Origin of the sequence: Lachnobacterium bovis DSM 14045, assembly GCF_900107245.1 — a bacterium.
Lineage (GTDB): Bacteria > Bacillota > Clostridia > Lachnospirales > Lachnospiraceae > Roseburia > Roseburia bovis.
Genome location: NZ_FNPG01000004.1, coordinates 1 through 13,986 on the forward strand (window position 1 = coordinate 1; position 13,986 = coordinate 13,986).

Consider the following 13,986-nt stretch of genomic DNA (forward strand, 5'->3'; position numbering starts at 1 on the left):
CTTTAATTACATCATAAAAAGGTGTAATACAGTTATTACATTTACGGGTTTTTGATTTTTCAAATCCATTAATATATTTATCTACGGTTCTACGATCTATACCTAATTCTCTGCTTATTTGGCTTTTATTTACTTTCAAAATGCCTTCCTCCATAAATGGTTTTAATTTATATAAATCATTAACTGATTCAATCTTTAAATCTGATATGATATCTGATTTTATAATCATTGTGAGTTCCTCCTGTTTAACTCATATATCATATCATTTGTACATTTTTATTTAATATTTTTTGTACATAAATAAGTATAACTTTATACGCTGCAACGAGAGGATGGATATCAGTCTTGCGTAACGGGCGTTATAGCCCAAGGGTGTCCCCGATAAACCATTTACCCTCTCATTTTAGCTTAATAATGAAGTTGGAAAACTGAATGATAAATATTTTATATATCCAACAATTACATTGTAGTAGGGTGTCCATCGTGAGGTGGAATCTGAAGGAAGGTGGAGGCAAATCTCTGGTCTGACGAACAGAAATCACATCAGGCTATAGTTAAGGATAAGGTTGCATTACAAACTGAAGTCCAATAACTACTCGGAATTAACTGTAGTAAATGTGGCAGATATATGGAGAGAAAGAAATGTGTGGTACCAAGGGAGGTCTTGTCAGCAAGTGGAAACAGAGTATGAAACTTGTAGTAACAACGAATGGCAAGAAGTCAGCAGAGGTCATAGTACCATTGTGGTTGCAAACACGGTGGGAAGGACTGAACTTTAGGAGATGTGAGTAAATGAATGTAACCAATGATGGATTTAAGGACAGACAACTTCATATTGAGGACTATCTGCAAATGGTATCTGCGGAACAGGGAGAGTATGCAGAAGTGTCCGCCCATCAGAGGATTACTGAAAACAACGACATCATCACAGATTTTCAAACGGACAAGCTGTTGGAAAAGATTTTATCTAACGACAATCTAAATCAAGCATTTAAGAAGGTAAAATCAAACAAAGGAGCAGGAGGAGTTGATGGGATGAAAGTAGATGAACTTCTGTCTTTTCTCAAAAACAATGGAAAGCAACTTAAACAACAGTTATTGGAAGGGAAATATAAACCTAATCCTGTCCGAAGGGTAGAAATACCAAAAGAAACAAAAGGCGAGTTCAGAAAACTTGGAGTACCAACAGTTGTAGACCGCGTCTTTCAACAGGCAATTACACAGGTACTTTCACCTATTTATGAGGAGCAGTTTTCAGAAAATAGTTTTGGCTTTAGCCCACGTAGAGGTGCTCATGATGCACTAAAGCAATGCCAGGCAAATGTTAATGACGGATATGTATACGTGGTAGATATGGATTTGGAGAAATTCTTTGATACAGTATGTCAGAGTAAACTTATTGAAGTATTATCACGAACCATCAAGGATGGAAGAGTCATTTCACTAATCCACAAATATCTCAATGCTGGAGTGATTAGCAGAGGGATATTTGAAAAGACAGAAGTAGGAATGCCACAAGGTGGACCGCTAAGCCCATTGCTCAGTAACATAATGCTGAATGAATTAGACAAGGAATTAAAGCATAGGGGACACCGATTTGTTCGTTATGCAGACGACTGTATGATTTTCTGCAAAAGCAAGAAAAGTGCAGAAAGAACCTTGGAAAACATCATACCATTTATTGAAGGGAAACTTTTCTTGAAGGTGAACAGAAATAAAACGTGTGTGGAACATATCAGCAGAGTTAAGTACCTTGGTTATAGCTTTTATAGGTATCGAGGCAAATGCAGATTTAGAGTTCATCCAAAATCTATCGTAAAGATGGATGAAGGAAAAAATCCGAGAATTAACAAAACGTAGCAATGGATGGGGAAATGAATATCGTGCATTAAAACTAACTCAATTTATAAGAGGATGGGTAAACTACTTTGGATTGGCGGATATGAAGAAGCTACTTCAAGAAACAGATGAATGGCTAAGGCATAAGATAAGGACAATCTACTGGAAACAATGGAAGAAGGTTAAAACAAAATTCAAGGAACTCAAAAAGTTAGGCGTGGAAGAAGAAAAAGCGTGGATATGCGCAAACATGCGAAATGGCAACTGGTATTGTGGTAGTTATTTTATATTACAGACTGCGTTTAACAACAAGAAACTCCATGAACTAGGATACCCAACATTCACGGAGTTTTATTTGAAAATATGTGAAAACTAGAGAAGCGCCGTATACGGAACCGTACGTACGGTGCTGTGGGAGGTCGGTAGATAAAATAATTATCTACCTCCTACCCGATTAATTATTTATTAAGAAAAAATATAAGCTATAAAACAATGCTGGTTGGTTATTCTTAACAAATAAAAGGTGGTATACAATGGAAATTGGTTAAAAAATCAATTCGATGATGCAAATGTAAAAATTATAGTTGCTAAAATGATGTAAATGCACACAAAAATGTTGACATAATAGTGCAAATGCACTATTATATATTTAAGGTAAATGGAAAGGTAATAAAAAGAAATCAAAAAGGTTTAAGGAAGGGGAAAATGAAATGAGTAAAAAAATTATGAAGGCTGTTTTGTCATTAGGGCTTGCATCATCTTTTATCATTACAGGAAGCTTTAATATAGTTAAAGCTTCACAGGCTAATGACTTCGCTCAAATGACACCAGATCAACAAGAGGCAAATTATGGAAATAAGATGTTTTTTAAACCAGTGGATCAAAATGGAATTAAATCATTTGTCGGAGATCCAATGCCTTATTATGAGAATGGAAAGTACTATATGTACTACTTAAAAGATGGAGGAGATAGTTTTAGACACTCAATTTATTTAGCTACTACTAAGGATTTTGTGAATTATGAGGAATATAAAAAACCAATTATTGAAACAGAGGGAATAGGACAGGAAGAATGGATTGGCACAGGATCAATGGTAAAAGTTAAAAATGAGTATTTATACTTTTATACAGCACATGCTAATACAGATGCAACAGGCTTTAAAGAGACAATACGTGTTGCAAAAGGAAATAATCTTACAGATTTAAAGAAAGATAAAAAGTTTGAAGTTACACCACCAGAAGATATTCATCAAAAGAATGATTTCAGAGATCCTCAGGTGTATTACGATAAAAAAACTAAAAAATTATCGATGACAGTTACAGCATCAAAAGACGGTGTTGCGAGAATTTTGAAATATTCAATTAGCGAAAACTTGAAAGAAGTTAAATATGATGGAATTATATTTACAGAACCTACTGGAGTATTTTGGAATCTAGAATGTACAGATACATTCAAATTGGGTAATCGTTGGTATATTACTTATTCTGCACAGGATGATACATTGTGGTATGCTTCATCAGATTCTCAATTTGGACCATATAGTGAGCCAAAGAGATTAGAAGGTAAACTATTCTACGCAGCAAAACATGTTGAAGATGGTAAGAATACATACATGGTTGGTTGGTCAAGACGTTCAGATCAAACAACATCAATGGATGTAAATGCATGGGCTGGCAATCTTGTTGTGCAGCAGTTGAAGGTAAATTCAGATGGAAGTTTATATTTAGCACCAGTAAAAAATTATGTTAGTACATTAAAAGCTGGACAAAGAAGTAAATTTAATCATTTTACACAGACATCAGAAACATATATGATAAGAGGATCATTTTCATATAAATCACTTGGTAATTTTGGCTTGAGTTTTGGATATAGCGACGATGCAAATCAAAATAAGTTAATTACAATTAATCCAAAGGATAATACATTAGAGTTGAATTATGAAAATGGTAAGAAGCTTATAACTAAAGTAAATGCTCCATTAAAACCAGGCAAAAAATATTCATTCACATATATTAATGATGGTTCAACAGGCGTATTTTATATTGATAAAATAGCAGCGTTAACAGTTAGATTACACGGAGTAACAGGAAAAAATGTATATCTCTACACAAAAAATGATTCTGTGAAATTTAGTGGTATGGAAATATATAGAAAAAATTAAGGTATAGATAAGATACAAGCAAGTAATACAATACATCGCAAAACTTCCCCAACGTCAGAATAAAATGGCGTTGGGGTTTTTATAGTGTGCGCCTTGCGGCGCACGTTTCTAATGCAATGTCATTAACTTTAGAGTATTTCTTACAAAAATCAAAGTTTTTAATGATGGTAAGGAAGATGATTGTATGGAAAAAATATTTTTGGGCATGCAAAATAGGCAGGAATATACTCCCTGCCTGTTGCAGATATGTATTAGTTGAATTAAGACAATCTATAATTAAAACTCATAACAGAACGATTTTTCTTCTTGCGTCGGATTGCCTTTCTGTTTGGACGAATAGGTGTCAAATATTTAGACAAAAGATTTTTGATTGTTTTGCAACTAATCTTTCTCTTGATAAATAGTCTAGATGCATGAATTGCTATTGAAAAACTAGATTTATAATTATGTTTTCGTGTCAAGCATTCTAGTTTATGACTACTCATTATTAAAGATACAAAATTATAAAGCAAAAGGTGTGCATATATTTCTTGATAGATTAAATCTGTCTTGCGGGCGTGAAAATTTAATAGACCAAGTGGATATTTAAGGTCTCTAAAAGAAGTTTCTATTCCCCAGCGCATAGAGTATAGCTTTTTAATTTCAGAAAGCGAAAATGTTTCGGCAGGTAAATTTGTAATGATTGTTTCATAGGTATCTTCGCCGAGCTTAATTTTTAGAATTCTAAAAGGAAGATGATAAAACATAAGAACATTGCGCTCACCTGTAGGATTGATGAAAAAATCAAGGTTTTCGGGATGAGATATACGTTTATAGGTGTTTTTATTTTGTAAAGTTTCCAGTGATCTTTAGTTCTTCCAGCAGACAAATGTAGATTGATAAAAATGTCGTATTCATTGTCTTGTGGCAAATCAAGACCATTAGCTATACCGCCGCTACTAGTAGCATCTTTGACTCGAAAAAGGAATTTCCCCCCTTTTTCTTGTATGTGAGCAAGTGCATTATAGGATTCGTATCCTCTATCAGCAATAATAAGAGTATCCATAGTGCCTGCATTACGATCAACCATGTCAATGAGAGCCTGGTTTTCATTTGAATTACGACTTTTCTGAATGATGGTATCAACATATATTTTGCCACATACATCGTATAGGGCATTTAAATGTAAAAGGTTATAAGGCCTTTGATCATTTATTCTAGGAAAATAAGAATTTTTGTCTTTAGGATTAGTTGGTACGTGTAAATCAGAACCATCAATAGCTAAAACGCGGTAGCTCTTGTATGTTGCATTAGGATTTGAACTGTTGGTAAAGAATTTGAAGATATCCTCAAAAGCAGTTGGAGTAGTATCTGAACAGTTGAAAAAGGATAAGAGTTCGTTGTTTATACTACCTCCAGACATTTGGAGAATTGAGTTAATAGTAGCTTTAAAAGAAAGCTTACGCGTTCTAGAGTGGTCAGTAGGATTTTTTACATAAGATGCTTTGTTAAGTAAAACTTGATCAATAGAATCAAATAAATTTCTACGTAGTGTGTTAGGTTTTAAATATTTCATGCGGTTCCTCCTGTGAAAAAAAGAATGTACTTAATCACAAGGGATTTTTTGCTAAGTAATTAGCAAAAAATCCGCACACTATGAAATATTTGTCAAGCATATTATATGCAGATGATGGTGTGGTACACTGCAAAACAAAAGAAGCGGCTCTTTACATAAAAGAGTGTCTGGCTAAAAGATTTGCAGAATGTAAACTTGAATTACATCCGACCAAAACTAGAATTGTGTATTGTAAAGATAAGGACAGAACAAAGGATGAAGACGTAACAGAGTTTGATTTTCTTGGCTATACTTTCAAGGCTGTACACATCATGTGTAAGGATGGGAAAATGCGTTCAAACTTTATCGCATCAGTCAGCAAAGTGTCAGCTAAGACATTCAGAGACAAAATTAAATCTCTAGAAATTCATAAGAGAACTGGATGCAAAATCGACATAATTGCGGAAATCCTAAACCCTATGCGAAGAGGCTGGATTAATTATTTTGGGAAATTCAATCCATCAGCCATGAAATATACACTTCAATGTATAGAACGTAGGCTAGTAAAATGGGCAATGTGTAAATATAAGAACCTTCGTGGGCATAGAAGACGGGCAGAAAAATGGCTCACGTCTGTAAGAAAACGAGAGCCAAGATTGTTTGCACACTGGAGCAAAATGTATTCGTATTGTTAAATGATAAGAGCCGTATGAAGGGAGACCTTCACGTACGGTTCTGTGAGAAGTTTGAGGTGAAAATCCTCTTACTTACTCGACTGGGAGGTCGGTAGATAAAATAATTATCTACCTCCTACCCGATTATCTCTTTATAAATTGCCAGAAATTATCGAAAAACATATATATTGTAAAATGGTTAAAAGGAAGGAGTATATCATGGGGGATTTATATAGGGAGTTAGAATTAATTGAAAAAATTAAGGGATTAAAAGAAGCAGGTGTAGATTTAGATAAAAATGATAATGAAAAACAACAAACAGCTCTGCATATTTTAGTAAAAAAAGATAATTTGGTAGGAATTAGGGTTATGCTTAGAGAAGGTGCAAATCCAGAAAAACAAGATATATATGGATGCACACCTTTGTGTATTGCAGCAATAGATGGGAATTTAAATGCTGTAAAAATATTGATTGATCATGGAGCTAATCCTAATATTATTTGTAAACGTCTAGTAAGGGATGAAAATTGTGAAAAAAAATCAGACACATTAGAGGGATTAGAAACAAAAGAGGAATATATAGAAGACAATCTCTTTTGTCATGTAATAAGTTTAGCAAAACAAAAAGACAATTCACCAATTGTTCGTAGCAGGTACTTATCTATTGCAAAAATAATGGTTTTTAATGGCTTAGATTTAAAAGATTTAAAAAACAAAGAAGCTGCTAAAGGTTACAAAAGCATACAAGGACTGTTTGTATGATTTAGCAGCAATATGCAATAAAAAGTATTCAATATAGAGTGTTATTGAATTTGATGGAGGATAAAATGATTCCTAGAGGATGTCAAAATTCCTTCGTTTTGTAGCTTGCTTATTTCGTTTGAGAGAGCACTCCTGTCAACAGAAAGATAATCAGCCAACTGTTGACGATTAAATGGAATGGTGAAAGATGGATTTTTTGCTTTATTCGATTCTACAGACAAATAAGCAAGCAATTTTTCTCTTATAGTTTTTTTTGACATAAAATCGATTTTTTGTGTAAGATTAATATTTTTTTTAGCAATAGTCGTAAGCATGTTTTGAATAAGTCTTGAGTGATATGAACATACAGATGAACAAACAGTAATAATTTTTTTAATATTCAAAAACATAATTTGACATTCTTCATTTGCAACGACACTTGATTCGGCTGGCATATAAGATATAGCTGCATAAGATTCTCCAAAAATTATTCCTGGAGTCAATTCTGTTATAATTGTGCGATTTCCCCAATAATCTTCTCGTATTACCATTGCCGTTCCGCTTAATATGATACCGATCTGATGTATATTATCACCAGAACGTAAAATAAATTCATTTTTTGAATATTTAGCTATTCTAGCTGATAAACAACCTAACATATTTTTTATTTCATCTACTGAAATACCTGAAAAAAGTGTTGTATTTTTTAACAAAGGTAAGTATTTTTCCATTTGATTCTCCTTTTGATATTTATTTTTTCAATCGATATACTATATGATATTATCGGCTGAAGAACTAATTGTTTGTTGTACTTACAACAGAAATGTTATAAAAAAAATAATACACTACATTGAGAGCTTAAACAAGTTACAAAAATTATTAAAGGAGATTAAAAAATGGATAATAAAATGTTTTGTTTTCAATGTGAACAAACTGCAAGATGCTCTGGATGTACGAGTAGTGTAGGAGTATGTGGAAAATCATCAAAGACAGCTGAACTACAAGATAATTTAGTAGGTGATTTAATAGCATTAGCTTTGACAGTAAATCAAGGTAAAGATTTAGAAGATAATATCTCAGACGAAGTTATAAAAACAGTTTTAGAGGGACTTTTTACTACTATTACAAATGTTAATTTTAATGATGAAACATTGGAAATAATGATAGAAAAAGTAAAAAATTTAAGAAAAGAAGTTGCAAGAGAGAGTAAAGTAGAAGAAGCACAAGCCTATGATATGAAGAAAATCTGGTATGCTAATGAAGATATTAGATCACTTAAATCACTTATTTTATTTGGAATAAAGGGTATGGCTGCATATGCTTATCATGCTTGGGTAATTAATTATAGAGATGATGAAGTGAATAAATTCTTTATAGAAGCATTATGTGAATTAAGTAAAGATAATTCGCTAGATAATCTTTTAAAAACTGTTATGAAAACAGGAGAAATCAATTTAAAATGTATGGCATTGTTGGATAAGGCAAATACATCTACTTTTGGTAAACCTCAACCGGCAAAAGTGTCATTAACAGTGGAAAAAGGACCATTTATTGTAGTTACAGGTCATGATTTAAACGATTTAAAACTTCTTTTGGAACAAACAAAAGACAAAGGAATCAATATTTATACGCATGGAGAGATGCTTCCAGCACATGGTTATCCTGAATTAAGAAAATATGAACATCTTAAAGGAAATTTCGGAACTGCTTGGCAAAATCAGCAAAAAGAATTTGCAAATGTACCAGGAGCATTTCTTTTTACAACAAACTGTTTGATGCCAGTTAAAGATAGTTATGCTGATCGAGTATTTACGACAGAAGTTGTATCATATCCTCAAATGATTCATATTGGAGAGGAGAAAGATTTTACTCCAGTAATCAATAAAGCTCTTGAGTTGGGTGGATATGAAAAAGATATGGAGTTTACTGGTATTAATGGTGGACATGAGGTGATTACAGGCTTTGGTCATGATACTGTCATATCTGTCGTAGATAAGGTTATTGATGCTGTTAAAGCAGGGAAAATTAAACATTTCTTCTTAGTAGGAGGATGTGACGGGGCAAAAGTCGGCAGAAATTATTATACCGAATTTGTTAAAGCTACTCCAAAAGATACAGTAATTTTGACACTCGCTTGTGGAAAATATCGATTTAATGATTTAAATTTAGGCGAAATTGAAGGGCTCCCAAGAATTATGGATATGGGACAGTGTAATGATGCTTATAGTGCAATTCAAGTGGCGGTAGCTCTTGCAAATGCATTTGGCTGTGGTGTAAATGAACTGCCGTTAACTTTAAATATTTCTTGGTATGAACAAAAAGCTGTGTGCATATTATTAAGTTTATTGCATCTTGGAATAAAGAATATTTTATTAGGACCAACTATTCCAGCATTTATTTCAAAGAATGTATTGAATATATTAGTTGAAAATTATAATATTGCACCAATTAGTACTCCAGAAGAGGACTTACGAAAAGCATTAACTAAATAAGAAAAAATATAGAATCAATAGCCGTTCTCAACGTTCTAGTGTCGGGCTATTTGATAGTGCTGTGGATTGTTGAACTCCTCCTACCACTTTGATGGTTAAAATAAGGTTACAACCACAGCATTTTTTGTTTTTATGAGGTGGATTATATGGTATATGTAGGAATTGATGTAGCAAAAGATAAACATGATTGCTTTATAAAAAAAACAAATGGTGAATATATAGAAGTTTTTACCATATCAAACAATTTAGAAGGTTTTAGAAAGCTTTATACGACAATTCTAAAATTTAACATTCAAAACGAAGATATACAGGTTGGACTTGAAGCTACTGGACATTATGGGTACAATCTAATTTCATTTTTGCTCAAACAGAATATGGTTGTGTATGTTATAAATCCATTGCATACGAATTTGTATAGGAAAAGTATGAGCCTTAGACTAACAAAAACGGATAAAGTAGACGCTTGTACGATAGTTTCTATGCTTATGTCTAATGTGAATTTAAAATCATATACGGATTTGAATTTTATAAATGATGATCTTAAATTATTAACACGTTATAGATATGAAAAGGTAAAGGAAAGAGCAAAATTAAAAACATCAGTTTCAAGATTGATTTGTATCTTATTTCCTGAATTAGAAAAAATAGTTCCAACGATTCATAGTGCTTCAATATATGCAATGCTTTTGCAATATCCAGATGTATCATCAATTGCTAATGCTCATATCACTAAATTAACGAATATTCTTTCTACAAATTCAAGAGGACATTATGAAAAAGAAACAGCACTAAAAATAAGAGAAACAGCAAGAAAATCTATTGGATTAAATATGCCTGTAAAATCTTTAGAACTTCAACACACAATAAAATTAATTGAAGAACTTGAAATGCATATAAAAGAAACAGAAGAAAAAATTAAAATCATTATGGATAAATTAAACTCTCCGATTTTAACAATCCCAGGAATTAATTACAGATTAGGAGCTATGATTTTGGCTGAAATAGGGGATTTTTCGAGATTTAGTTCATCAGATAAAATTTTGGCTTATGCAGGTTTATCACCATCTACGTATCAATCGGGACAAATAGAACAATCTTCTTATGCTCATATGGAAAAAAGAGGCTCAAAATATCTTAGATATGCAATCTTTAATTCAACGAAATTTGTTTGTCAATGGGATCCTGTTTTTAGTGAATATTTAGCAAAAAAGAGAGCAGAAGGAAAGCATTATAATGTTGCAATATCTCATGCCGCAAAAAAATTAGTAAGAATAATATATCATTTAGAAAGAAATAATGAAGAGTATATGAGAAGAATTAAAAAATAATAAAAACAACGAATGACAAATTTTAGTTAAAATCATATAAAAAAATTATATTAACTTACATCGTGTTAAATATATTTATAAAATATTATACATATATATACTAAGTAAAGAATATATAAGTTTAAGGAAAGATAGACGAAAAAAATAATAAAAATATTCTAAATGTCATTGACATATTACAAATATTAGATTATACTAACAGCAGATAAAAACTTATAACACAAATTAGAATCAATAGAAAAGAGGGATGAGTATGCCTTTAACGATGGTTGATGTAGGTTCGGAATATGAAATAGTTCGAATTGGTGGAAAAAATGAAACTAAAAAATTCTTAAACAAGCTTGGATTTGTTCAAGGAGGAAAAGTTTCGGTTGTTTCTAAAATAGAGGGCAATCTTATAGTAAATGTTAAGGATGCGAGAGTTGCATTGGGTAAAGACATGGCAAATAAAATTATTGTTTAATTAATTTAAATATAAAAAGGAGCTTTTAAATGAGAACATTAAGAGATGTTGGCATTGGAGAAAATGTCAAAGTAAAGAGAATTACTGGAGAAGGCCCAGTGAAGAGAAGAATTATGGACATGGGGTTAACAAAAGGCACTGGCATATATGTAAGAAAAGTTGCACCACTTGGAGATCCTATTGAAATAACTATTAGAGGTTATGAGTTATCAGTTAGAAAAAATGACGCTGAAATGGTACTGTTAGAAGACTAATTGTATAATTTTTTGAATTTTAGATGAGGCAAAGATAAAATAATTTTTTTTGCCATATTAAGATGACAATTATAGTGGGAATAAAAGTAAAATATATAAATATAAATAAAACACAAGACAAATTATACAACAGATAATAATTTATTAAAATAAAATGTAAGGAGATTAGTAGGATGGCTTTAAAAATTGCATTAGCAGGAAATCCTAACTGTGGTAAGACCACATTATTCAATTTATTAACAGGCTCAAATCAGTATGTTGGAAACTGGCCAGGTGTTACAGTTGAAAAAAAAGAAGGAAAGCTTAAGAGACACAAGGACGTAGAGATAATTGATTTACCAGGTATTTATTCCTTGTCACCATATACTCTTGAAGAAGTTGTGGCTCGAAATTATTTGATTAATGAGAAACCAGATGCAATCCTTAATATCATTGATGGAGCTAACATTGAACGTAACTTGTATTTAACAACACAGCTTATTGAATTAGGAATTCCTGTTGTTATGGCAGTTAATATGATGGACGTTGTAGAGAAAAAAGGCGATATAATCAATGTAGATAATTTATCTAAAAATTTAGGTTGTGAAGTAGTTACCATTTCAGCTTTGAAAAATGAGGGAATTAAAGAAGCAGCAGATGTGGTAGTTAAAATTGCTGAAAAACAACAAAAAAATACTTTGACGCATAGATTTGCAGATGATGTTGAAAAAGAAATAGATGAAGTTATTAACAAACTTCCAAATGGAGTAGCACAAGAACAAAAAAGATTCTTTGCTATTAAATTACTAGAAAGAGATAGTAAGATAAATGATTTAATTTCTAGTACTCCGAATGTGGAAAAAGAAATTAGTACCTTAGAGGAAAAGTTTGACGATGATACAGAAAGTATTATTACTAATGAAAGATATGAATATATTTCATCTATAATTGGAAGTTGTGTAAAAAAATCTAACAGTAGAAAAGAATCTGTTTCTGACAAAATAGATAGAATTGTAACGAATAGATTTTTGGCGTTACCAATTTTTGCAGTAATTATGTACATTGTATATGGAGTTTCCGTAACTAAGTTTGGCTCACCAATGACGGATTGGACAAATGATTGCTTTTTAGGAGATGATGGTTGGAATTTGTTACACTTTGGACCACATATTCCTGGTGTACATGGCTTTATAGGAGAACTTTTAGATAAATCAGGTTGTGCTTCTTGGTTAGCAGGTCTTATAAATGACGGTATTGTACAAGGTGTTTGTTCAGTATTAGGTTTTGTGCCTCAAATTATGCTATTGTTCTTCTTCCTAGCATTATTAGAATCATGTGGATATATGTCAAGAGTCGCATTTATTATGGATAGAATTTTCAGAAAATTTGGTTTATCTGGTAAATCATTTATTCCAATGTTAATTGGCTCAGGTTGTGGTGTCCCTGCTGTTATGGCGTCAAGAACAATCGAAAATGAAAGAGATCGTCGTATGACAATTATGACTACAACATTTATTCCATGTAGTGCCAAGTTGCCAATTATAGCTTTAATCGCTGGAGCATTTTTCCATAATAGTGCACTTGTTTCAGTAAGTGCGTACTTTATTGGAATTGCTGCTATTGTTTGCTCAGGTATTATACTTAAAAAGACAAAAATGTTTGCAGGTGATCCAGCACCATTCGTAATGGAATTACCAGCGTATCATATGCCAACTGTAGGAAATGTGTTTAGATCAATGGGAGAAAGAGGATGGTCATTCATTAAAAAGGCTGGGACAATTATTCTTCTTTCAACAATTTTTATTTGGTTTACTCAGTCATTTGGTTGGGATTCAAAAGGTCATTGGGGAATGCTTGAAGCAGAACAAATTGATGGGTCGATTTTAGCAAGAATTGGTTCAGTATTTGCTTTTATTTTCAAACCACTTGGATTTGGTAATTGGAGAATGGCTGTAGCCGCACTTACAGGTTTGGTAGCTAAAGAGAATGTTATCGCAACTATTGGTATGACATATGGAATTGCAGATTTAAAGAGTGAAGCAGGTGCAGATTATTGGAACCAGTTAGCTGCTTCAATTCCAGCAGTTGCAGGTTTTGCATATTTAGTATTTAACTTATTATGTGCTCCATGTTTTGCAGCTATGGGTGCTATAAAACGTGAGATGAACAACACAAAGTGGTTCTTCTTTGCAATTGGTTATCAGTGTTGTTTAGCATATGCTGTCGCATTAGTAATCTATCAGTTAGGTGGAATTTTCACAGGTAATGTAAGCTTTGGATTTGGAACAGTTGTAGCAGTTGCTTTAGTAGCTTGTTTCATTTACTTATTATTTAGACCATATAAAGAAAGTAACGAACTTACAGTAAAAACAAAATCACTTGCTAAATAAAACATTTTTCTTGCAATATATTATTAAGCTATAAATTATATATTTTCATAACAAGAGTTCTTATCTTGAGTTTTATCAAGGATAAGAACTCTTATTTTTTAAAACAATATAAATGCAATGGTTGAAATTA

Annotated in this window: 13 protein-coding genes and 1 pseudogene; 10 read left to right on the plus strand and 4 right to left on the minus strand. The window is 32.1% G+C overall.

The window, feature by feature from the left end; all coding sequences use genetic code 11:
* A pseudogene (locus BLV79_RS00020) lies at positions 1–229 on the minus strand (helix-turn-helix domain-containing protein); the annotation flags it as partial.
* Between the two features lie 623 nt (positions 230–852).
* Here BLV79_RS00020 and ltrA point away from each other — a divergent pair.
* The 3 genes from ltrA (at position 853) to BLV79_RS00035 (ending at position 4,001) form a co-directional block, all read left to right on the plus strand.
* Positions 853–1,860 (plus strand): group II intron reverse transcriptase/maturase, encoded by a 1,008-nt coding sequence (gene ltrA / locus BLV79_RS00025; protein WP_330389887.1) that lies wholly within the window; start codon positions 853–855, stop codon positions 1,858–1,860.
* On the plus strand, positions 1,826–2,215 hold the full coding sequence (locus BLV79_RS13215) for a group II intron maturase-specific domain-containing protein (protein WP_074714735.1): 390 nt from the start codon (positions 1,826–1,828) through the stop codon (positions 2,213–2,215). Before ltrA ends, BLV79_RS13215 begins: the two co-directional genes overlap by 35 nt.
* 334 nt (positions 2,216–2,549) lie before the next feature.
* Positions 2,550–4,001 (plus strand): glycoside hydrolase family protein, encoded by a 1,452-nt coding sequence (locus BLV79_RS00035; RefSeq protein WP_074714737.1) that lies wholly within the window; start codon positions 2,550–2,552, stop codon positions 3,999–4,001.
* A 260-nt stretch (positions 4,002–4,261) separates the two neighbouring features.
* Here BLV79_RS00035 and BLV79_RS13125 read toward each other — a convergent pair whose 3' ends face one another.
* Entirely contained in the window at positions 4,262–4,747 is a 486-nt protein-coding gene (locus BLV79_RS13125) for a transposase (protein ID WP_200795859.1), read from the minus strand.
* Positions 4,717–5,556 carry a transposase gene (locus BLV79_RS13130; protein WP_083354379.1) on the minus strand — a complete coding sequence of 280 codons (840 nt, stop codon included), beginning with the start codon at positions 5,554–5,556 and terminating at the stop codon, positions 4,717–4,719. Before BLV79_RS13130 ends, BLV79_RS13125 begins: the two co-directional genes overlap by 31 nt.
* An 80-nt stretch (positions 5,557–5,636) precedes the next feature.
* Between BLV79_RS13130 and BLV79_RS00045 the strand changes: the two genes are divergently transcribed.
* On the plus strand, positions 5,637–6,230 hold the full coding sequence (locus tag BLV79_RS00045) for a group II intron maturase-specific domain-containing protein (protein WP_074714738.1): 594 nt from the start codon (positions 5,637–5,639) through the stop codon (positions 6,228–6,230).
* Positions 6,231–6,428: 198 nt separating this feature from the next.
* A complete protein-coding gene (locus BLV79_RS00050) occupies positions 6,429–6,971 on the plus strand; it encodes an ankyrin repeat domain-containing protein (RefSeq protein ID WP_074714740.1) in 543 nt (180 codons plus the stop codon).
* Between the two features lie 41 nt (positions 6,972–7,012).
* Here BLV79_RS00050 and BLV79_RS00055 read toward each other — a convergent pair whose 3' ends face one another.
* On the minus strand, positions 7,013–7,681 hold the full coding sequence (locus BLV79_RS00055) for a Crp/Fnr family transcriptional regulator (RefSeq protein ID WP_074714742.1): 669 nt from the start codon (positions 7,679–7,681) through the stop codon (positions 7,013–7,015).
* A 165-nt stretch (positions 7,682–7,846) separates the two neighbouring features.
* Between BLV79_RS00055 and hcp the strand changes: the two genes are divergently transcribed.
* From hcp to feoB, 5 genes are all read left to right on the plus strand, one after another.
* The gene (gene hcp / locus BLV79_RS00060) at positions 7,847–9,442 is read left to right on the plus strand and encodes a hydroxylamine reductase (RefSeq protein WP_200795861.1); all 1,596 of its coding nucleotides are present in this window, start codon (positions 7,847–7,849) and stop codon (positions 9,440–9,442) included.
* 146 nt (positions 9,443–9,588) lie between these two features.
* Positions 9,589–10,770 (plus strand): IS110 family RNA-guided transposase, encoded by a 1,182-nt coding sequence (locus BLV79_RS00065; protein WP_074714744.1) that lies wholly within the window; start codon positions 9,589–9,591, stop codon positions 10,768–10,770.
* A gap of 253 nt (positions 10,771–11,023) precedes the next feature.
* Entirely contained in the window at positions 11,024–11,233 is a 210-nt protein-coding gene (locus tag BLV79_RS00070; RefSeq protein WP_074714745.1) for a FeoA family protein, read from the plus strand.
* A gap of 29 nt (positions 11,234–11,262) precedes the next feature.
* A complete protein-coding gene (locus tag BLV79_RS00075) occupies positions 11,263–11,487 on the plus strand; it encodes a FeoA family protein (RefSeq protein WP_074714747.1) in 225 nt (74 codons plus the stop codon).
* Between the two features lie 173 nt (positions 11,488–11,660).
* Positions 11,661–13,856 (plus strand): ferrous iron transport protein B, encoded by a 2,196-nt coding sequence (feoB, locus tag BLV79_RS00080; protein ID WP_074714749.1) that lies wholly within the window; start codon positions 11,661–11,663, stop codon positions 13,854–13,856.
* Positions 13,857–13,986 lie beyond the last annotated feature (130 nt).